The 19,454-nt window shown below is 60.2% G+C and carries 19 protein-coding genes; 5 read left to right on the forward strand and 14 right to left on the reverse strand.

What is annotated here, in order from left to right; all coding sequences use genetic code 11:
- Positions 1-26: 26 nt before the first annotated feature.
- Positions 27-1,019, reverse strand: coding sequence for a hypothetical protein (locus LY631_RS14950; RefSeq protein ID WP_274426385.1), 993 nt, complete (start codon positions 1,017-1,019; stop codon positions 27-29).
- A 179-nt stretch (positions 1,020-1,198) separates the two neighbouring features.
- Between LY631_RS14950 and LY631_RS14955 the strand changes: the two genes are divergently transcribed.
- From LY631_RS14955 to LY631_RS14970, 4 genes are all read left to right on the forward strand, one after another.
- The gene (locus LY631_RS14955) at positions 1,199-2,275 is read left to right on the forward strand and encodes a response regulator (RefSeq protein WP_274426386.1); all 1,077 of its coding nucleotides are present in this window, start codon (positions 1,199-1,201) and stop codon (positions 2,273-2,275) included.
- 303 nt (positions 2,276-2,578) lie between these two features.
- Positions 2,579-3,082 (forward strand): hypothetical protein, encoded by a 504-nt coding sequence (locus LY631_RS14960; protein WP_274426387.1) that lies wholly within the window; start codon positions 2,579-2,581, stop codon positions 3,080-3,082.
- Positions 3,083-3,139: 57 nt separating this feature from the next.
- The gene (locus LY631_RS14965; protein ID WP_274426388.1) at positions 3,140-4,144 is read left to right on the forward strand and encodes a hypothetical protein; all 1,005 of its coding nucleotides are present in this window, start codon (positions 3,140-3,142) and stop codon (positions 4,142-4,144) included.
- Between the two features lie 143 nt (positions 4,145-4,287).
- Positions 4,288-5,853 carry a FumA C-terminus/TtdB family hydratase beta subunit gene (locus tag LY631_RS14970; RefSeq protein WP_274426389.1) on the forward strand — a complete coding sequence of 522 codons (1,566 nt, stop codon included), beginning with the start codon at positions 4,288-4,290 and terminating at the stop codon, positions 5,851-5,853.
- A gap of 29 nt (positions 5,854-5,882) precedes the next feature.
- Here LY631_RS14970 and LY631_RS14975 read toward each other — a convergent pair whose 3' ends face one another.
- Complete coding sequence (locus LY631_RS14975) at positions 5,883-6,794, reverse strand: LysR substrate-binding domain-containing protein (RefSeq protein WP_274426390.1); 912 nt, start codon at positions 6,792-6,794, stop codon at positions 5,883-5,885.
- A 240-nt stretch (positions 6,795-7,034) separates the two neighbouring features.
- On the opposite strand from LY631_RS14975, the gene LY631_RS14980 reads away from it, so the two are divergent.
- Positions 7,035-8,204, forward strand: a complete 1,170-nt coding sequence (locus tag LY631_RS14980; protein ID WP_274426391.1) for a mandelate racemase/muconate lactonizing enzyme family protein — start codon at positions 7,035-7,037, stop codon at positions 8,202-8,204.
- Positions 8,205-8,228: 24 nt separating this feature from the next.
- Here LY631_RS14980 and LY631_RS14985 read toward each other — a convergent pair whose 3' ends face one another.
- From LY631_RS14985 to LY631_RS15040, 12 genes are all read right to left on the reverse strand, one after another.
- Positions 8,229-9,128 (reverse strand): DMT family transporter, encoded by a 900-nt coding sequence (locus tag LY631_RS14985; RefSeq protein WP_274426392.1) that lies wholly within the window; start codon positions 9,126-9,128, stop codon positions 8,229-8,231.
- A gap of 3 nt (positions 9,129-9,131) precedes the next feature.
- Entirely contained in the window at positions 9,132-10,331 is a 1,200-nt protein-coding gene (locus LY631_RS14990; RefSeq protein ID WP_274426393.1) for a mandelate racemase/muconate lactonizing enzyme family protein, read from the reverse strand.
- Positions 10,332-10,388: 57 nt separating this feature from the next.
- Positions 10,389-11,396, reverse strand: a complete 1,008-nt coding sequence (locus tag LY631_RS14995; protein ID WP_274426394.1) for a TRAP transporter substrate-binding protein — start codon at positions 11,394-11,396, stop codon at positions 10,389-10,391.
- Positions 11,397-11,443: 47 nt separating this feature from the next.
- The gene (locus LY631_RS15000; RefSeq protein ID WP_274426395.1) at positions 11,444-12,721 is read right to left on the reverse strand and encodes a TRAP transporter large permease; all 1,278 of its coding nucleotides are present in this window, start codon (positions 12,719-12,721) and stop codon (positions 11,444-11,446) included.
- On the reverse strand, positions 12,718-13,248 hold the full coding sequence (locus LY631_RS15005; protein WP_274426396.1) for a TRAP transporter small permease: 531 nt from the start codon (positions 13,246-13,248) through the stop codon (positions 12,718-12,720). Before LY631_RS15005 ends, LY631_RS15000 begins: the two co-directional genes overlap by 4 nt.
- Positions 13,249-13,251: 3 nt before the next feature.
- Complete coding sequence (locus LY631_RS15010) at positions 13,252-13,977, reverse strand: FadR/GntR family transcriptional regulator (RefSeq protein ID WP_274426397.1); 726 nt, start codon at positions 13,975-13,977, stop codon at positions 13,252-13,254.
- 120 nt (positions 13,978-14,097) lie between these two features.
- Positions 14,098-15,405, reverse strand: a complete 1,308-nt coding sequence (locus tag LY631_RS15015; RefSeq protein WP_274426398.1) for a TRAP transporter large permease — start codon at positions 15,403-15,405, stop codon at positions 14,098-14,100.
- Positions 15,402-15,950 carry a TRAP transporter small permease gene (locus LY631_RS15020; protein WP_274426399.1) on the reverse strand — a complete coding sequence of 183 codons (549 nt, stop codon included), beginning with the start codon at positions 15,948-15,950 and terminating at the stop codon, positions 15,402-15,404. Before LY631_RS15020 ends, LY631_RS15015 begins: the two co-directional genes overlap by 4 nt.
- A gap of 59 nt (positions 15,951-16,009) precedes the next feature.
- On the reverse strand, positions 16,010-17,131 hold the full coding sequence (locus tag LY631_RS15025; RefSeq protein ID WP_274426400.1) for a C4-dicarboxylate TRAP transporter substrate-binding protein: 1,122 nt from the start codon (positions 17,129-17,131) through the stop codon (positions 16,010-16,012).
- Between the two features lie 68 nt (positions 17,132-17,199).
- Positions 17,200-18,069: an amidohydrolase family protein gene (locus LY631_RS15030; protein ID WP_274426401.1), complete on the reverse strand. Its 870-nt coding sequence runs from the start codon at positions 18,067-18,069 to the stop codon at positions 17,200-17,202.
- On the reverse strand, positions 18,062-18,568 hold the full coding sequence (locus LY631_RS15035) for a MarR family winged helix-turn-helix transcriptional regulator (protein ID WP_274426402.1): 507 nt from the start codon (positions 18,566-18,568) through the stop codon (positions 18,062-18,064). Before LY631_RS15035 ends, LY631_RS15030 begins: the two co-directional genes overlap by 8 nt.
- On the reverse strand, positions 18,565-19,353 hold the full coding sequence (locus tag LY631_RS15040) for a crotonase/enoyl-CoA hydratase family protein (protein WP_274426403.1): 789 nt from the start codon (positions 19,351-19,353) through the stop codon (positions 18,565-18,567). The genes LY631_RS15035 and LY631_RS15040 overlap by 4 nt, the downstream gene beginning before the upstream one ends.
- Between the last annotated feature and the right edge of the window lie 101 nt (positions 19,354-19,454).

The raw sequence follows: 19,454 nt of genomic DNA on the forward strand, positions 1-19,454 counted from the left end.
TCGTTGTTTTTGCTTCGCCGCCGAGGTCAGTTGATAGCACCGCCGACGGGTATTGGACCGGCGGGTTCGGGAGTTTCACCGCCGACGGCCGCCTTTTCCTTGAGCTTGCGGAACTTGGCCGACAGATTCCCCAACTTGGCATCCCAAGCCGGATCCGGAGTCTGGCCTTCTATGGTCTTGAAATAGACCTGCATCATGCAGGTGATGGCAAACGGCTCCAGCAGCGCGACCTTTACGCTCCAGGCGAAGAGCAGCGCGAAGATCATACCGCCAGCCGACCACGCGCCGGGGATCATGTAGACGGCGAGCCCCGCCGGCGCCAGCATGATGAGGAAGACGACGAAGGACAGGCCGTAGACGAACAGCGCCAGCCAGGCGGCGTTCTTGAGCATCGGCTTGTAGTTCTGCCCGTAAAGAACGAGGCCCGTGCGCGCCGACTCCCAGGCGTTGGTGGAGCGTGTGCGAATGGCATAGGCCAAAATCACCTCATCGACGAAACCGACCGCGATGCGCAGGAAAGCATGAATGACACTGACGAGCTGCCGCGCGCCGGGGATGGGCAGCACCGTCATCAGACCGCGCACAAGCCCGGTGACAGCCCGGAGCACGCCTTTAATGAGTTGATCGACGGCAAACAACACACTGGTTTGCGCGAAGCGCTGCGTCACTTCTTTGCGCGCATGGGCGATCTGAGAGCGGCCCTCCGGCATCGGCTTCCCGTCGAGGAGCTCGACCAGAACGGCGATATGACCCGCTTTGACGACATAGAGGATGTATTCGCGCAGGAAGTACATGACGGCGCCGACGATGGTGAAGCCGGCTACGCCGCCCCAGAAGGTTGCCCCCGCGCGAAAGCCGTCGTCGCCGAAACCGCCGATACCCCAGCCGACACCGGCTCCAACCCCCGTCATCAGGACATAAGCGACAGCAACGCCGAAATAGACGGCGATGCGCAGCAGCAGGAAAGGCAAAGTGCGCATCATGAGCCCAAGGGCTCGATTGATCGAGAAATCCCACATGACCGGAAAACCCTCCGCAATCGTTTGCTCAAGTAGTCCTGCCCCCTACCGCAGTCCAATCTTACCGTCCCCCTTCAAATAAAGGGGGCCAGCACGTATGAACGGCTTTTTTGAAGCGCGATACGGCGTTGCGTCCCCACACTTTATCTGCACAATTAGGGGTACGGGGGAATGCGGAAATGACAACAATGCATATGCCGAGCGACGGCAGGAACTTGATCCTCTGCGTGGAGGATGAAAAGGATTTACGCGAGGACATTATCGAGGAGTTGCGCTCATCCGGGCATGACGCAATCGGGGCCGGGAATGGTCGAGAGGCTCTGGATGCCTTGGAATCCGTGCGGCCAGATCTGATCCTCTGCGACATCTCGATGCCGGAGATGAACGGCTATGACCTGCTCGAGACCGTGCGCAAAGAGCGAATGGATATGGACGATGTGCCATTCTTGTTCCTCACCGCGCTCGATGAACGCAATGAGATTATTTCTGGTAAACGCGCCGGCGCCGACGATTACCTCGTAAAACCGATCGACTTCGATCTCATGCTCGCCAGCATCGAAGCGCGCCTGGCACAAACACGTCGCATGCGCGCGCTGCACCGGCGGGACGCTGGCGCCGTCCAGAACGCTTTTCGTCACCTCGCCGATCCCTCGCAACGGGGGGTTGCGGGGGTTACCACGGAGGTACTCGACATTCTCGGTTTCGGTGTCGTGCTCGCCGAAGCGCGGGGAGCCGTTGTCTTTGCCAATGCTTTCGCAAAGGCACTCAGCACCGAAACCGAAGGATTTTCCCTCCACAGCCGCCTGCGCGCGGCAACACCGGAACTGACACGGCAACTCCAGAAGCGAGTGGCGGAGGTTGCGGGTGCCGCAGAACGTGGCGAGGATCTCATGCGCGGACTGGCTCTGCCGCGATCGGAGGGCAGCGGTGACCTTATGCTGGTGATCTGCTCGTTGCCCAGCGGCAAAGCCGACGGCAGAAGCTCGCCACTGGCTGCCATTTTCATCTCTAATCCAGGACGGCGGCCAGCACCGCCGGAACATATGCTCGCGTCGCTTTTCGGGCTGACGCCCGCGGAAGCCCAGGTCGCGCACGGCCTTGTCAGCGGTCAGCGCAGCGCCGACATTGCCCGCCAACTGAAGATCAGTCAGACAACGGTGGCGTTTCACCTGCGCAACCTGTTCGAGAAGACGGGAACGCATCGGCAGGTCGATCTGGTCGCTCTTATTCTCAGCACGCTCGCCGCGGTGAGATAGAGCGGCCGCAGATCCATTCTCCCGCCCGCCGGCGGCTTCCATCCTGCAGCGCCCCGTTCGATTGAACGGGGCAATTCTGTTCTCACCGCCATATTGAGCTAGAGGGTTCTGGTACAATCAGAGGGCGGAATGGAGAACGATTCGGAAGCGGGTTCAAACAGCTCGCGTTGGATAGCAAAAGGGTGGCTTAAGAGGAACAGACTGCAGAAACCGTTCAGGGGCTGGGCTTCACCCGCGGCTCTCGCCACTCTCGTCCTTGCCTTTGGTGCTGCAAGCGCAAATGCGCAGCAATCCGTCTGCGGCATGAACACCGAAGCCGACGTGAAGCAACTCCAGGAGGAGATCGTCGGCTTCTGGCAATCCCAGGACGGTCCCGGATACATGAGCATTCAGGGCGGAATGACAATGCCGGTGGGGAGCAGCGAGACCGAGCATATCCGCATGTGGATCGATGACGGTGTTCTCATCGGGTCGAATGCCGGCGGACCCGCGGATTACGACGTGATCTTCGAGGCTGCCACTGAGGATCCGGCCTGGCGCTTCCGCAGCCGCGAACAGGGCGGCGAGGTCCTGAGCCCCACACTGACGGATCAGGAGTTGGAAGTGGTGATGGACTGCGCGCTCGAGGATCTTCCGAGGCTCGTCGGGCGTGCGGATATCGCCGTTCCCACCGGTGTCATGCATCTGACGTTACGGCTCGTGTATCTCGGCGACATCGGGATGTATGGCATTGGTGAATGGGAGACGGTTGCTCACGGCCGTAAGGCGATCATTCGCAAACCCGTCTCGATGAGCAAAGAGCAATGATCCGTTCTTTGGAAATCAAACGCATCCATAGGGACGATCGGCTATCAAGGATAATTCATGAAGGATAAATTCACGCGCCCAGCGCTGAGCGATCGGTTCGACCAACTGTCGTATCTGCTCAAGCATACCGTAACGATCATCGGCCGTGACCGGGATATCCTGGGACCTCCCATTCGCATGGCTATCTATTCGCTCCTGCCGGCCATCGCATTTTTCGCGATGATTTGGGCCTTCCTCATCGACAGGGATGGGAGTGGAATGGCCCTTCTGGCGCTATCCGTGTTCCTCTTTGTCTACAAGTTCTTCTATTATAACCGCCAAGAGCTGGCATTAAGCTGGCTCGTCTATGAGACGGCAGCGGGACGTGATCGCGACGGAGCAGAAGCGGCGAAGCACGTCTCCACACTCAAAAGTCAGGCGCGCCTCCTGGCGCTGCTCGACATGGGCGCGGCTTGGATCGCGCGGCAGCGCCGGCGCCGCAACAAGGGATTTATCAATCGGCTTCTTCTTTCGGCGCTGACCGAGGGATGGGACATGGTCAACCACTTCCTCCTGCCGGCCTTCGCGATTGAAGGGGTGGGTTTTCGCGAGGGAATGAGCCGGTTGAAAGCAACTCGCGAGAACGTGCCCGAGACTCTGATGGGCGTCTTCGGTATCGATATTCTAGGCCGGCTCGTGGCCTCCATAGCAGCTCCGCTTTACGCGATAATGGCGGTGTTCGGCATCGTTGCCGGAACCGTAGTGGCACCAGCGCTGCCGGCGGCATTCGGGGCGGGAGAGTTCGGCGACCTATTCCCTCCAGAAGTGTTGCAATATCTTCCGATCACGGCCGAGACGCAGTTTAATTGGCTGCCGCTGTTCATCGGCATTCTCCTCGGAACGCTCGTTTCAGCGGTCTTCGAGCGGCTTGTGACGACGCTCAAGGTGATCTATTTCACGCTGTTTTACGCACGGACCCTGCATGCTGACAGCCTGGACGAGGATATTCGCGCGGAGCTCGATGCTTACCTGCGTTTTTCCGATGACGGGCAGGCGGGAGCCGCCACCCCCTATCCGGCTTAGCGAAGCGTTTGCGACTTGTGAGATCGCCGCCATCAACGGCGGCGCTTCTTCATACTGGCGTATTTTATAGCTTCCCTATAGTCTGAGGCGCTGAGATCGTCAGACGATGAGCCGACAAACCGGACGGGAAGACGCGGAGAGAGATGAGTAGCGAATTTCTTCATCTCGGCACCGAAGGCGTCGGTGTAGAAGAACTCGGCGGGCGGCGCTTTCTGACTGTTCAACCTGACGCCGTGCGCCGGCTGACGGAACAGGCTTTTGCCGATGTCTCGCATCTCCATCGCCGCTCCCACCTGCAGCAGCTAGCGGACATCCTCAAGGATCCCGAAGCCTCGCGGAACGATCGTTTCGTGGCGCTTGAGCTTTTGAAGAACGCGGTCATCTCGTCAGCCGGGCAATTCCCAAGTTGCCAGGATACGGGCACCGCCATCGTCATGGGCAGAAAGGGACAGCAGGTCCTCGTCGAAGGTTCGCTACGCGGCGCAATCGAAGAGGGGATTGCCGCCACCTGGCAGTCACGCAACCTGCGTTTCAGCCAGATGGCTCCGCTGACCATGTACGTGGAGCGCAACACTGGAACCAATCTTCCCGCGCAGATCGACATGGAAGCGGACGAGGGTGACGCGCTGGATCTCCTTTACGTTGCCAAGGGCGGCGGGTCGGCGAACAAGACATTCCTGTTCCAGGAAACGCGCCGTGTGTTGCAGCCCGAGCGACTGCGCGCCTTTTTGGACGAAAAGATCAGGACTTTGGGAGCGGCCGCCTGCCCCCCATACCACCTCGCCCTGGTCGTCGGCGGCCTCTCGGCGGAGCAGACGCTGAAGATCGTCAAGCTCGCGTCCACCCGCGCCCTCGACGATTTGCCGACGACCGGAGATGAGACCGGTCGCGCATTCCGCGACAAGACGCTTGAAACCGAAGTACTGGAACTGACCCGGCAAATGAGCCTGGGGGCTCAGTTCGGCGGAAAGTATTTCTGCCATGATGTGCGCGTGATCCGCCTTCCGCGTCATGGCGGCAGCCTGCCCATCGGGATGGGTGTGAGTTGCTCGGCTGACCGCCAGATCAAGGCACGGATCGACGCGGACGGGCTTTGGCTTGAAAGACTGGAGCGGGATCCCTCGCGTTTTCTTCCCGATCTGGACGACGATGGCGCGAGACCCGTTCCCATCGACCTCGACCGGCCCATGGATGCTATCCGGGATGAGTTGTCCAAGCTGCCAGTTTCGACACCTGTCTCCATGAGTGGAACGATGATCGTCGCGCGGGATCTCGTCCATGCAGAGCTCTCCGAGAGGCTGTCACGCGGGGAGCGCCTGCCCGCCTACATGATGGACCATCCGATCTACTACGCCGGTCCTGCCAAAACGCCCGAAGGGTACGCTTCGGGCTCTTTCGGTCCAACCACCGCCGCGCGCATGGACCCTTACATTCCCGAGTTTCAGGCTGCCGGGGGCAGCCTGGTCACGATTGCGAAGGGCAACCGCTCGCGGCAGGTCACCCAATCCTGCAAGCAGCACGGCGGCTTTTATCTGGGTTCCATCGGTGGTGCGGCGGCCAGCCTGGGACGCGACGTCATCAAATCGGTCGAGGTCCTCGATTTCGAAGGGTTCGGGATGGAGGCTGTCTGGCGCATTCGCGTGGAGAACTTCCCCGCCTTTGTCATCATCGATGACAAAGGTAACGACTTCTATGCCGCACGGACCTGAACTCACGTCGATGCGGTGCACCGTCGCCGTCACATTGAAACAGCCGCCGCATCCGAAGCTTGACTCCACAGCTCCTCAACGCGCTCCATCTGGCGAGAACGCGGCCGGAAGAGGCGAATCTCCATCGGCACCTGCCACTCCGGACCACCGCCCAGGGCGACACTTCCGTTCGCCAGCTCGGTCTCGACGAGGCTTTTCGGCGACCAGGTGATACCGCGCCCTTCCCTTGCAAACTGTTTCAGCACAATGGCCAGGTGAGATGCGAAAACCGGCTTGAGCCAAATCTGTTGCGGCTGTCGCGCCCAGGCAGCAGCGAGTATTCGCCCCATTCCTGATTCCTCGTTGAAGCCCAAATAGGGCAGCGGGTTATCGGCGGATCCCGGCAGACTATAGCGCGGCCGGCCATTTTCGTCCGGGGCCGAAATGGGGATCAGCACGTCCTCGCCAAGCACACAGGAAACGAATTCATCCGAATCAAGCCGGCTTAACGCGGCAGGGTGGTGATGACACAACACGAAATGCGCCTCGCCTTGCATCATCGTGCGCTCGCAACCATGCATGCTGTCGGCAATCAGCCGCACAGTGGTGGAAGCGATCGCGGCCTCATGTCGACGCAGCCACGACGGGAAGAAGGTCAGCGAAAGCGCGTGTGTGGAAGCAAAGCGGAGAGAGGAGGCGGAACTGGCTGCGTCTATCGCTTCCTGGCGTCCCAGGTGAAGTCGCCGCGAAATATCCTCGCAGACCTCGAGAAACCTGATGCCCGCTGCCGTCAACTCGAGGCGATGGGTGCGGCGATCGGCAAGCTCCGTGCCGACCCATTTCTCGAGCGTGCGGATACGACGGCTGAATGCGGGCTGGGTAACCCCACGGCTGTCTGCGGCGCGCGAGAAGTTCTTATACTCCGCCAGAGCCTTGAAGTCCTCCAGCAAAGAGATGTCCATGGCCGCCTCACATGCTTATGCACGAACGGTATAGCTCAGGAAGAGAACTTTGAGAAATGGAGGCGGTATTTACCCAAAAACCCTCCCCGGCTCTGCCGCAAGCTGTGACAACCGGTATACCCGATGTGCATGGTAACATGCGCCGCAAGCCCTCGTTTTGCGCATGAATGCTCCTTATTCTCGCCGGCAAGACTGAAATCAAAATGGATTAGCGTCCGTCCTAACGCCGGGAGATCGCGAATGCGCATCATCGATATTGCAGAGACCACCGCCTCCATCGCATCCGACATCCGCAACGCCTATATCGATTTTTCCAAGATGGACGTTTCAGTGGTCAAGATCACAACCGACGTGATGCGCCAGGGCGAGCCCGTCGTCGGCTATGGGTTCAACTCCAACGGCCGGTACTCGGCTTCAGGCATTCTGCGCGATCGGATCATTCCACGCCTTCGTGAAGCCGGACCCGATGCGTTGAAAGACCCAGCGCGGGAAAACCTGGATCCGTTCCGCGCCTGGGACCTGATGATGAAAAACGAAAAGCCGGGCGGACATGGCGAGCGGTCCGTTGCCGTCGGTGTCATCGATATGGCTTTGTGGGATATCGTCGCCAAGATCGAAGAAAAGCCGCTTCATCAGTTGCTGGCCGAGCGCTTCAATGACGGGAAGGCGTCCGATCACACGTTCGTCTATGCGGCGGGTGGCTATTATTACCCCGGCAAGGAGATTACCGGGCTGCAGGATGAGATGCGCAGCTATCTCGACATGGGATATTCGACGGTCAAGATGAAGATCGGCGGCGCCTCGCTGAAGGACGATCTGGCGCGCATCGAGGCGGTCATTGATATCCTGGACGGAGATGCAAGCCGGCTTGCCGTGGATGCCAATGGCCGGTTCGATCTGAATACAGCGCTCGCCTATGCGCGCGCGCTGGAGCCGTTGGGTCTGCGCTGGTACGAGGAAGCGGGAGATCCGCTTGATTATGCACTGCAAGCGGTTCTGGGGGAGATCTACAAAGGTCCCTTGGCGACCGGCGAGAATCTCTTTTCTCATCAGGATGCCCGTAACCTGCTTCGCTACGGCGGCATGCGGCCCGACCGCGACATCCTTCAATTCGATCCGGCGCTCTCTTATGGGCTGGTGGAATATCTGCGGACTCTCGATGTCATGAGACAGGCCGGCTGGTCGCCTTCCCGCTGCATTCCCCATGGCGGCCATCAGTTCGCTCTTTCGATCGCCGCCGGGCTGGGGCTCGGCGGAAACGAATCCTACCCCGGCATTTTTGCGCCTTTCGGCGGATTCACCGATACCGCCACGGTGGAGGACAGTCAGATCCCACTGCCGGCCACTCCGGGTATAGGTTTTGAGGAAAAAAGCAGACTCATGGCTCTCTATCGCGATCTATTCGGCTGAGACGCTATGTCGGCGTGATCCGTCTCACGAGACCACTTCCTGCGCCCGCTTGCGCTCGCGGAAAAACAGGAACAGGCCCGAAACAACGATGATCAGCGAGCCGAGGATCATCGCCGGGCGCGGCACGTCGCCGAAGACGAGATAGCCGAACAGGGCTGCCCAGATCAGCATCGTATATTGCAGCGGCGCGACGGTCGCTGCATCCGCGAGCTTGAAGGCGCGGGTTACGCAGATATGGGCAAGCATTGCCAAAAGGCCGAGAATTCCAAGGAGGAAGAAGTCGGCCAGGCTGGGCGTTGCCCAGCCGAATGGCGCCAAGACGGCCCCGCCGATTAGTGCTGCGGCCGTCTGCCAGAACGAGAGCGTCTTGTCCGGGGTGCCGCGTAGCGACCGCGCTGTCAGCATCATGAGCGCGAAGGCCAGACTGCCGCCTATGGCTATGAATGCTGGCGCGGTGAAGCTTTCACGCGATGGCTGCAGAACGATCAAGACGCCGATGAAGCCGACGATGATGGCCGTCCAGCGCCGCCAGCCCACTTGCTCGCGAAGCAGCAGCGGCGACAGCGCGGCCACGTAAAGCGGTGCGGCCAGCCAGAACGCCATAGTGTCGGCTAAGGGAAGATACATGACCGCGCCGTAGAACGCGATCACCTCGACCGTCGCCAGGATGGCCCTGAGGGCCTGCATGACGGGTTTTTCCGCACGGAGTGCCTGCCGCACACCCTCGCCGCGCATAATGAGCACCAGCACAAGGAGCGCCACCGCGGAGCGCATGAACAGCACCTGCCCGATGGCGAAGCTCTGCACGAGCCACTTGCCGAGCGTGTCGTTGACCACGAAAACGAAGATGCCAAAGAGCATTACCAGAACGCCGAGCGTCGCGGCGTTCTCCCGTCCGTACCGCATTGCCTGCATTGCTGTCATGGCTTACTCCGCTTTCGACCGGCGCACGCGAGCATCGGCGCGTTTCTCCAGCCCCGGCTGGAGTTCCGTGCCGATGCCCGGCTTGTCCGAAAGCGTGATCTCGCCATTGCTGACGTTCGGCAGCTCGGTCACGAGCTCCGTGTACCAGCCCGTATAGAAAGCGCGCACAGATTCCTGGATGAGCGTGTTGCGCGCGTGCAGCGAAAACTGGCAGGAGGCGGTGAAGACCACGGGACCGGTGCAGTCATGCGGCGCAACGGGGATGTGGTGCGCCTCCGCCATGCCGGCAATCTTGCGCGCTTCTGAGACACCGCCGCACCAGGACAGATCGAGCATGGCGACACCGGCCACTCCCGTGGCCAGATAGTCGCGGAAGGCGTGGGGATAGGCGAGCGTCTCGGAGGCGCAGATCATGGCGTCGCTGTGTTGCGCATAGGCTTTCAGCTTATCCAGGCTGTCCATGCGCACGGGATCTTCATGCCAATAGGTGTCGAATTCCTTCAGAGCCCGCGCGATGCGCTGGGCCGGTGGAAGCTCCCACAGGGAGTGGAACTCGACCATGATGTCCATGTCGCGCCCGACGGCGCTACGGATCTTACGGAACGGTTCCAGCGCCTCGTCGAGCTCGGTCGGCGAGATATCGAGGCCGTGGCTGCGCTCGGCGGCCGGATCGAAGGGCCAGATCTTCATGGCCGTAATACCCTCATCAAGGAGCGAGTGGGCGAGTTCGTCGGCACGGGTCATGAATGCGTCGAGATCCTCGTAGGGTCCGCTGTCCTCTCCACGGCCCCAATTGGCAACCTTCTGCGCCCGCGCATCACGAATGTAGCGGTAGCCGGCACAGGTGTTGTAAGTCCGGATCGACTGACGCGCCCGCCCGCCGAGGGCAACCGCGAGCGGCAGGCCGGCGGCCTTACCGAAGATATCCCACAGGGCAATGTCGACGGCCGAGTTGCCGCGCGTTTCCACGCCGGCGCCTCGCCAGCCTAGATAGCCGGTCAGGTCACGGTTAAGCGCCTCGATCTGTAGCGGGTCACGGGCAAGCAGAGTTGGTGCGGCTGTCTCATGGATATAGGCCTCCACGGCGGCCGCCCCCATGAAGGTTTCGCCGAGACCGACGAGGCCTTCGTCGGTATGCAGCCTGACCCAAATGATATTGGGAAACTCGCCCAGACGGATCGTCTCGACTTCGGTAATCTTCATCGCTCGCCCTGAAAAACAAGAGGCGGCGCCGAAGCCCCGCCCCTTTAATGCTTGCCTTTACTGGTTTCGCATTTCCTCAAGCGCGGTCTGCATGCGCTCCACAACCTCAGGGCCGATATTCTCGGCGTGGCGTTCATAGACTTCAGCAACCTGCTCGCGAATGCGCTCCTGCTCCTCTTCAGAGAGCTCATTGACCTGCATTCCGGATTCACGGAGCTTTGCCAGCGACTGGTCGGACAACTCGCGGCTTACGCGACGTTGTTCGTCGCGACCCTGCTCTGCGCAGGTGACAAGGATATTCTGTTCCTCTTCCGAATAGGTGTCCCAAACTGGCTTGGAGAAAAGAAACATGAAAGGCGTGTAGGCATGCCGCGTCACGGAGAGATAGTCCTGCACCTCGTAGAACTGCGAGGTGTCGATCGTCACGAAGGGGTTCTCCTGCGCGTCGATCGCGCCCGTTTCCAGCGCGGTGAAGACCTCACCGAATGCCATCGGCGTGGCGTTTGCCCCGAGCGTTTCGAAGGTGTCCAGGAAGATGTTGTTCTGCATGACACGCACGCGCATACCATTCAGGTCTTCCACGCTCTCCACCGGCCGCACGGAGTTGGTCAGGTTGCGGAAGCCGTTCTCCCACCAGGCCAGATTGACCAGGTTATGCTCGGGCATCATGTCCGAGACATAGTCGCCGAACTCACCGTCCAGGATAGCATCGGCCTCCTCCTCATTGGCGAAAAGGAAGGGCAGATCGAAGACGCCAAGCGCCGGCTCGATACCGACCAGCGGCGAGGTCGAGGTGATGACCGCCTCCAACGTTCCCGAGCGAAGCTGCTGCGTCGCATCGAGATCGTCGCCGAGCGAAGAGCCCCAGAAGGCGTTTACTGTCCAGGCGCCGTCGGTGGCTTCGTCAACGCAGGCCTTGAACGCATCTACGCCGTCACCGACCGGATGGTCTTCGTTGACGCCATTGGAGATGCGGATCGTACGCTCCTCGACCTGGGCCAGAGCCGGCATCGCGGTGCTCAGCGCAAAGGCCGCAGCCATGGAAGTCAATAGTGCTTTTCTCATCAGGTTCCTCCCTTGGGTTTGGGTACTTTCGGTTTCTCGTCGCTCCCTCACCTCAGATAAGCGAGGGGAACGGTGACGAGCTCGGGGAATATGACCAGCAGCAGAAGCACGACGACCTGGGCGGCGAGGAAGGGCAAAACGCCCCAGATCACCTTGCCCAGTGGGACGCGCGAAACGCCGCTGACCACATTAAGAACGATGCCGACCGGGGGTGTTATCAACCCGATGCATGTGTTCAAAACGAACATCACACCGAAATAGACGGGATCGATACCTGCCTCACGGATGATCGGCATAAGGACCGGCGACAGGATGAGAATGGTGGGCGCGAGATCGAGCGCGGTGCCCACCACGAGCACCAGAGCCATGATCACCAGCATGAGCAGCCGCGGCCTGTCGATGAGAGGCTGAATATAGCCACCGATCTCATTGGGAATATTGGCGCTGGTGATCAGCCACGCGGAGACGAGCGCCGCCGCGACGAGAAACAGCACAACGGAGGTGGTCTTCGCCGCGTTCAAAAACACCCGGTAGAGATCGGACAGTTTCAGTTCGCGATATATGAACATGCCGACGAGCAGGGCATAAACTGCTGCGACGACGGCCGCTTCCGTCGGTGTGAAGACCCCGAAGCGGATCCCTCCTAAGATGATGACCGGCATGAACAGCGCCCAGCCGGCGCGGCCGGTTGCGGCCAGCCGCTCGGCGCCGGAGCGCTTCGGTAACGGCTCGACATTTTCGCGCCGGGCGATCAGCATCCACGTGCCGACCAGCGCGAGCGCCATCATCAGCCCCGGCACGATGCCGCCCATGAACAACCCCGTGATGGAGACGTTTGCCGCGACGCCGAAGATGATGAACGCGATCGAGGGCGGGATAACCGGTGCTATGATGCCGCCGGCGGCCATCAGACCGGCAGAGCGCGGCACGTCGTGACCCGAATCCCGCATCATCGGGATGAGGATGGCGGCAAGCGCAGCGGTATCGGCGGCGGCGGAGCCTGATAGCGAGGCCATGATGACGGCAGCGAAAACCGCAACGATACCGAGGCCGCCTTTGACATGGCCGACACAGGCGATGGCGAAATCGACGATGCGCCTGGAGAGGCCACCGGCATTCATCAATTCGCCCGCCAGAAGGAAGAACGGGATAGCCAGCAGTGTAAACGTGTTGGCGCCGGTGATCAGCCTTTGCGAGACAATGGAGGCATTGAAGATGTCCATGTAGTACATCAGGACGATGCCGCTGAAGAGCAGCGCAAAAGCGACCGGCACGCCAATGGCCATGGCCGAAAGCAGAGAGGAGAGGAAAACGACGAGGGTCATCCCGCCTGCTCCCGAACACTGGCCTCGTGCTCGCCGGCAAAGGCACCCAGCTCCTCCTCCGAGATGTCGCCCGTCAGGAGGCGGATGATGCGTACTACGGCAATAAGGCCAATACCGAGGGACGTGAAGTAGCCGATGCCGAAGACCCAGATCATTGGAATGCCTATGACGGCGCCAGTCATGGAAGCGTTGATGTCATGCTGCAACCACGTTCCCCAGAAGAACACGCCGGCGCCGAACAGAATGATGAGATTGGTGAGAAGCATGCATACCTGCCGGCCGGTGCGCCCGAACAGCCGCACCACCGTCTCGACGCCCAAATGCGCGTTGTCCCGGAAGGTGACTACGGCGCCGGTGAAGGTCAGCCAGACGAAGAAGTAGCGTGACATCTCCTCCGACCAGGTGATTCCGGAATTGAACCCGTAGCGCAGCACGACATTGCCAAACACCATGATGGCCATGCCCGCCAGCAGAACCACGATGGCGAATTCCAGGATTTTAAAAATGAAATCCACGAGCCTTTGCATGGCTCAGCTCCTCCCGCTTCCCCCAGCTCCGTTCAGGACCAAAAAGATGTCGCCGCGCGCGGACTCGATCAGGGTCGTCAGTGCCTCGCTCGCCCGCTCCGGTGCGCGCGCGGCAATTGCCTCGGCCACGGCCTTATGCATGGGCAACGACGCGCGGGCGCTGTCCATGCTGAAGACCGACAGATGAAAAGACAGCCGCAACGCGTTTGCGATCAGCGGCGCCAAATGGTGGATGAAGGCATTCTTGGTGCCGGTAAGAATCGTCTGGTGGAAATCGAGATCGGCCGCGTAATAGTCGCTATAAGCGCCGTCACTTTCCGTGGCCGCGACCATGTGCTCATAGGCCGCCTGCAGATCGTCCGTAGGGAAATCCGACCGTTGCGCTGCCAGCTGGCCAGCGAACGGTTCTATGGCAAGCCGGAAGTCGATCAGATCGTTCGCCAGATCGTGTGAAATTCCCGAACGCATGCGCCACTCGATCACCTGCGGATCGAAAAGATGCCAGTCCTCCTGCGGACGCACCGCAGTGCCATGGCGCGGCCGCGCCCTCACCAGACCCTTGGCCGAGAGAGTGCGGATCGCTTCGCGCACGACCGTCCGGCTGACACCGAGTTCGGCACCAACCTCGGCCTCCGTTGGCAACGTACCAGCCTCCGAAAAGCGCCCGGCTATGATCCAGTCGGCGATCCTCTCGACGGCGTCTTGATGGCGGCTCTTGTGCAACTGCATAAGCAATGATCATACATATGATAAATCGTTGCGAAAGAGACCAACGATGCTGCAGCGCACCATTTCTTTAAATGGCGAGCCGCCTGCTGCTATCGTGCGCCACACGCACGCCTCCACTTCTCAGCGCGCAAGGAGATCGGAAAAGGTCAGCACCATTTCGGGGAAAGCGATCAGCAGGGCAATGATCACGACATCGGCCAGGAGAAACAGCATCACGCCGCGAAAAATATCGCCGAGGCTTGCATATTTTGAAGCGACGTTTCGAATGACAAATACGTTCATGCCAAGCGGCGGCGTGATCATGCCGACCTCCAGCAACTTCACGAGCAGCACGCCGAACCAGACGAGGCTGATGGATGCCTCATTGAGCAGCGGTAATAGTATCGGAAGGGTGATCAGCATTGCCCCGAAGGGCTCCATGAACATGCCGAGGATGACATAGAGGACCACGATGAGGACCATCAACTCCAGATAGCCGAGGTCCCAACCGTTGACCGCCGTGCTGATGAAACCGGCGGTGCCACTCAAGCCCAGGAAGCGCGTAAACATCACCGCTCCCACGCCGATGATGAAGAGTGTCACCGAGGTACCGACCGTTTCGAGCAGAGCTGTGCGAAAGCGGTTCCACGTCAACGTTCCGGTGACGGTAGCAATTACAATCGCTCCGGCTGCACCGACTGCCCCGGCTTCGGTAGCCGTAAACACACCGCTGAAAAGTCCGCCGAAGACGAGAAAGATGAGGGCCAGCAACGGCCAGATGGCCCTTAGAAGACTTACATCCGAAGCTGCCGGACCTGGCTCCGGGGACGGAGGAATGATTTCAGGACGCAGCTTCGCGACCGCGAAAATCAGCAGGCAGTAAACCACCGCTGTCAAAACGCCGACGGAAATACCGCCGAGAAAGACCTTGGTCACCGAGGTCTCGGCAAAAACGCCATAGATGATCATCAGGATCGAGGGTGGAATGAGCGCGCCTATCGTGCCGCCCGCTGCGAGTGTGCCCGTCGCGAAACTCGGCTTGTATCCCGCCCGAATCATCTCGGGAATGGCGATCCGCCCCATTGCCGCGGCGCAGGCGAGGCTCGATCCGCTCACGGATGCGAACCCGGTACAGGCAAGTATAGCTGCCATGCCCAATCCACCCGGCAGCCGCCGCAACCCCCTGTCCGCAGCGGAGAAAAGATTTGTGGTAAGCCCTGCATGAAAGGCAACGAAACCCATGAGGAGAAACATCGGCACGGCCGAAAGCGTCCAACTCGCCACGAAATCATACGGCGTCGTGGTGAGAATGCCGACCGCCGGCTGGAAGCCCAGCATCAGCCAGATCCCGCCGAAGGCGACAAGGATCAGCGCAACGGCAACCGGTACGCGGAGGGCGAGCAGAACCAGAAGGACGGCAATGCCCGCAAGACCCATGGAGACGCTCACGAGTCAGATCCTCCATCGTGGGACTCGGAAAAGGCAAGACTGTCCGGGTCATTCTCGCTGGCAGTCAAGCACAGATAAAGCTTCAGGAGGGAGATGAGACTGGCGAGGGCAAAGCCAAGCGGCAGAATGAAGTACCCTGGCCAGATCGGAACGGCGACACTGAGCGAGAGGACAAAGCTCCCTGACCCATATTCCCTGATCGCGGCAAACCAGGTCGTATAGGCGAGAAAGGCAAAGGCAGCGAGACTCAAGGCATGCACGAAAACCTTGTTGATGCGATCGAAAGGCCCCCTGAAAATGCTCGAGAACACATCCACCGCGATCATCTCATTGCGCCTCTCGGCCCAGGCCAGAGGGAGAAAGGCTATCAGAACCATGTAGTAGCGCGACGCGATCTCGACCGTGGCCGGGATTGGCCGCGCGAAAAGCTGCCGGCTGATGACGTCTGCGGTCACGTGAACGAGCAGTGCAAGCACGCCCGCGGCACCGAGGAGGGCCAACAGGTCGGTGAGGTTTCGCAGCAGAACGAGAACGCGGGAGCGCATTGCGATCCCCCTTTTTCGAGAGAAACCGGCCGCGCGATCACCCGCGCGGCCGGTGGCGATCACATGCCATAGGTTTCGTAGTCTACGTTGTCCCAGATTTCCTTCTGGGTCGCCTCGGCGATCGCATCTGGATCGTGACCGACCCCGTCAATGATGCCGGTCCACTTCTCAACAAGCTCCTGGAAGCGTTCAATCTTGGCTTCCGCATCGGCGATACCGTACTGGTTCTCGGCGATACCGACCACAGCCTCAAGGTCTTCCTCAAGGAAGGCATCGGTTATGTCGAAAAGCTCCTGATCCGGCTCAATGAACTCCAACCCCGCCTCCTCGGCTTCCTGGCGGGCAATGTCGGAGCGCTCATAGCCCCAGGATTGCGTGAAGGCGGCGTTCGCCTTGTTGGCGGCGCGCATGAAGCCACGGCGCTCGTCCGGAGACATTGAGCGCCAGGCATCGGAATTCACCGCGAAGTTGACAGTCGCGTGATAGGTCCCCAGCGGAAGATCGATTACGTACTCAGCAAGGTCGACCAACCGATAGGAAGTCAGGTCTGCCGCCGATCCCATCGTGCCGTCGATCACGCCCTGAGACATGGCTTCAAACGTATCGCCGACCGGAACGTTGACCGGTGAGGCGCCAACATATTCCGCCCAACGGGCAAAGGGCGAACCGCCGCTCCGCAAGCGCAAACCTTTGAGATCTTCCGGTGTGCGGACCGGTTTCGTCGTGAGCAGAACATAGACATCGGAAGATCCGGCCCCCGCGAAGGCGGCTCCAAGCTGGTCGAACTCGGCCTGGCAATCCTCGCAGGTGACCACGTATTCGGTCATGGCTGCCCCCATCACATGCGGATCGCGGCCGAGAAAAGCGAGATCGCCCATGAGCGCGGCGTTCGGTAGATCGCCGGGAAAATAGAGTGGCAGCAGATTGCCGACCTGGACCACGCCCGATTGGAGCGCTCCCTTCATATTGCCGACGCTGGCAACTTCGGGTCCCAGAATGCGCCCAGTCAAGGCATCGCCTGTTTCCTTCGGCAATTCCTCTGTCAGGGTGGAATAGAGCGGCGTATGGGCCGGATGGGTTGGCGGCGCGCCAGGCCCCAGCCTCAGTTCCTCCGCTTCAAGTGCTCCGGCAGACAGGTAAAGACCTGCAGCCAGGCCAAGGGCAACAGTAAATGGTTTCATTGGTTTCTCCTCCTCCTTTGCGTGTTGCTCCACGCATGCATGTCGTCCGGCCACCCTCCGCAAGACGCTTAAATATTCAACAGACGCCTCGCGTTCTCCTTGAGGATGAGCGGCTTGACCTCTTCCTTGATTTCAAGCTTTTCAAAATCCTTGAGCCACCGATCGGGCGTGATTGCCGGCCAGTCCGAGCCAAAGAGGACCCTGTGCTTCAGCAGCGAATTGGCATATTTGACCAGGATCGGTGGAAAATATTTTGGCGACCAGCCTGACAGGTCGATCCAGACATTGTGTTTATGGGTTGCGACGGCCAGCGCCTCCTCCTGCCAGGGGAAGGAAGGATGCGCCATCACGATCTGCATATCCGGAAATTCGGCGGCCACATCGTCCAGATAGAGGGGATTGGAGTATTTAAGCCGCATATCGTTGCCGCCGCGCATTCCGGCGCCGACGCCAGTCTGCCCAGTATGGAAGAGCGCCGGCACGCCCGCTTCGGCGATCGCCTCGTAAAGCACATAGGCGCTTCTGTCGTTTGGATAAAACCCCTGCATCGTGGGGTGAAACTTGAAGCCGCGAATCCCGAAATGCTCGACCAGACGCCGTGCCTCGCGCGCACCCATCTTGCCCTTGGCCGGGTCGATCGAGGCAAAGGGAATGAGCACATCGCTATGCTCGGCGGCCAGCTCGGCCATTTCCTCGTTGTTATAGCGCCGAAACCCGGTCTCCCGTTCGGAGTCGACAGGAAAGATCACGGCCCCGATCTTGCGCTCACGGAAGTAGGCGGCCGTCTCCGGCAGTGTAGGCGGGTACTCGGACGGCGCGCCGAAATACTTGGCCATTGCAGCTTGAAACTCCGGATAGCCGTCATCCACATGGGTTCCGCACGGCTCCTCCGCATGTGTGTGGAAATCGATGGCGATAAAGGCGTCCGGATCAAACATCACGGCCTCCCGTTGTTAGCGACGGCCATCCCGAAACTTTTCTGAGCAGCGCCAGCAACTGAACGCATTCCTCGTTCGAGAGCATGGAAAGTGCCTTCCTGTCGGCTTCTTCCATGAGCGGTGTGAAGCCCTCGATGAAATTGCGCCCCCCCTGCGTCACATGCAACTCGATCGAGCGGCGATCGTGCGGGGGTACGATACGTTCCACCAGACCGCGCTCCTCAAGGGAGCGGACCAGCTTGGTCATATTCGACCACTTGATCTTGAGCACATCCGCTATGACCCCTTGGCGCACGCCCGGGTTCTCGAAGATTGCAAGCAGAATGGTGAATTCGCCGATCTTGACGTCCCGGCGCTGCAACTCGACGAAAGTGCGCTCGAACACCGTCAGCTGAGCGATGCGAAGAAGAAAGCCGATCGATTCCTCGATCGGACCGAAAGACAAGCCGGCCTTGGGATCGCGATCCGGAGAAACATCGGCCTCGACGGCTGCGCTCATTCTCTGATCTCCCTACCATTGGGAGCGGAGATGGGGGCCGACTTCTTTTCCAAAAACGCGCGAAGCCGCTCGCGCGCCTCGGGTGTTTCCTGGGTCAGCGAAGCAGCCACGGACTCGAAGAAGAGCCCCTCGTCATAGCCGCTGTCGTGAATGCGCTGGAGAGCGTTGATGATGAGGTAATTGGAGAGCGGCGCATTGCCCGCGGCAACACGCGCAAGTTCCATCGCTTTGTCGAACGCCTTTCCGGGCGCAGCCAGATAATTCACGATTCCGAAGCGCTCCGCCTCTTCGACGGAGAGGACTCGGCCTGTCAGCATCATGTCCATAACGCGGGGCACACCCATCAACCGCGTGACGTTTACCGAGCCGCCGCCGCCGAGAAAGATGCCTCTTTGTCCTTCGGGTAATGCGAAATAGGTATCCGGCGCCGCGACGCGCACATGCCCTACGGACGCGAGCTCAAGGCCGCCGCCGATCACCGCTCCGCTCAGCGCAACAAAGTACGGAACTGTGCCGCGCTGGATTCGACTGAAAACCGCGTGCCATTTGCGAGAACCTGAAACCCCGTCCATGAGGGATTTCTCGGCATGCTCGGCAAGGTCGAGCCCCGCGCAGAAGTGTTTTCCTTCCGCCCGCAACACTGCGGCCTTCGCCTCGTCGGCCGCGCGATCCACGGCAGCACCAAGATCGGCGAGCATCGTATCGCACATCGCATTGCGCTTTTCCGGACGATTGAGCGTAAGCACAGCGATATCGCCAATGGTTTCGTATTCAACGAACGGCATGCATTCTCCGACCTATGCGCCAACGATCGCGTTTGACACTATACACTTTTGAATTATTAATTATTGAACGAACTTGTTTATGGGAGTCAAGGAGCTTCTGC

This window comes from Chelativorans sp. YIM 93263, assembly GCF_028767125.1.
Taxonomy (GTDB): domain Bacteria; phylum Pseudomonadota; class Alphaproteobacteria; order Rhizobiales; family Rhizobiaceae; genus Chelativorans.

Excerpts from the sequence above, each read along its gene's own strand:
- LY631_RS14950 (WP_274426385.1), bottom strand. The coding sequence starts at position 1,019 with ATGTGGGATTTCTCGATCAATCGAGCCCTTGGGCTCATGATGCGCACT.
- LY631_RS14955 (WP_274426386.1), top strand. The coding sequence starts at position 1,199 with ATGACAACAATGCATATGCCGAGCGACGGCAGGAACTTGATCCTCTGC.
- LY631_RS14960 (WP_274426387.1), top strand. The coding sequence starts at position 2,579 with ATGAACACCGAAGCCGACGTGAAGCAACTCCAGGAGGAGATCGTCGGC.
- LY631_RS14965 (WP_274426388.1), top strand. The coding sequence starts at position 3,140 with ATGAAGGATAAATTCACGCGCCCAGCGCTGAGCGATCGGTTCGACCAA.
- LY631_RS14970 (WP_274426389.1), top strand. The coding sequence starts at position 4,288 with ATGAGTAGCGAATTTCTTCATCTCGGCACCGAAGGCGTCGGTGTAGAA.
- LY631_RS14975 (WP_274426390.1), bottom strand. The coding sequence starts at position 6,794 with ATGGACATCTCTTTGCTGGAGGACTTCAAGGCTCTGGCGGAGTATAAG.
- LY631_RS14980 (WP_274426391.1), top strand. The coding sequence starts at position 7,035 with ATGCGCATCATCGATATTGCAGAGACCACCGCCTCCATCGCATCCGAC.
- LY631_RS14985 (WP_274426392.1), bottom strand. The coding sequence starts at position 9,128 with ATGACAGCAATGCAGGCAATGCGGTACGGACGGGAGAACGCCGCGACG.
- LY631_RS14990 (WP_274426393.1), bottom strand. The coding sequence starts at position 10,331 with ATGAAGATTACCGAAGTCGAGACGATCCGTCTGGGCGAGTTTCCCAAT.
- LY631_RS14995 (WP_274426394.1), bottom strand. The coding sequence starts at position 11,396 with ATGAGAAAAGCACTATTGACTTCCATGGCTGCGGCCTTTGCGCTGAGC.
- LY631_RS15000 (WP_274426395.1), bottom strand. The coding sequence starts at position 12,721 with ATGACCCTCGTCGTTTTCCTCTCCTCTCTGCTTTCGGCCATGGCCATT.
- LY631_RS15005 (WP_274426396.1), bottom strand. The coding sequence starts at position 13,248 with ATGCAAAGGCTCGTGGATTTCATTTTTAAAATCCTGGAATTCGCCATC.
- LY631_RS15010 (WP_274426397.1), bottom strand. The coding sequence starts at position 13,977 with ATGCAGTTGCACAAGAGCCGCCATCAAGACGCCGTCGAGAGGATCGCC.
- LY631_RS15020 (WP_274426399.1), bottom strand. The coding sequence starts at position 15,950 with ATGCGCTCCCGCGTTCTCGTTCTGCTGCGAAACCTCACCGACCTGTTG.
- LY631_RS15025 (WP_274426400.1), bottom strand. The coding sequence starts at position 17,131 with ATGAAACCATTTACTGTTGCCCTTGGCCTGGCTGCAGGTCTTTACCTG.
- LY631_RS15030 (WP_274426401.1), bottom strand. The coding sequence starts at position 18,069 with ATGTTTGATCCGGACGCCTTTATCGCCATCGATTTCCACACACATGCG.
- LY631_RS15035 (WP_274426402.1), bottom strand. The coding sequence starts at position 18,568 with ATGAGCGCAGCCGTCGAGGCCGATGTTTCTCCGGATCGCGATCCCAAG.
- LY631_RS15040 (WP_274426403.1), bottom strand. The coding sequence starts at position 19,353 with ATGCCGTTCGTTGAATACGAAACCATTGGCGATATCGCTGTGCTTACG.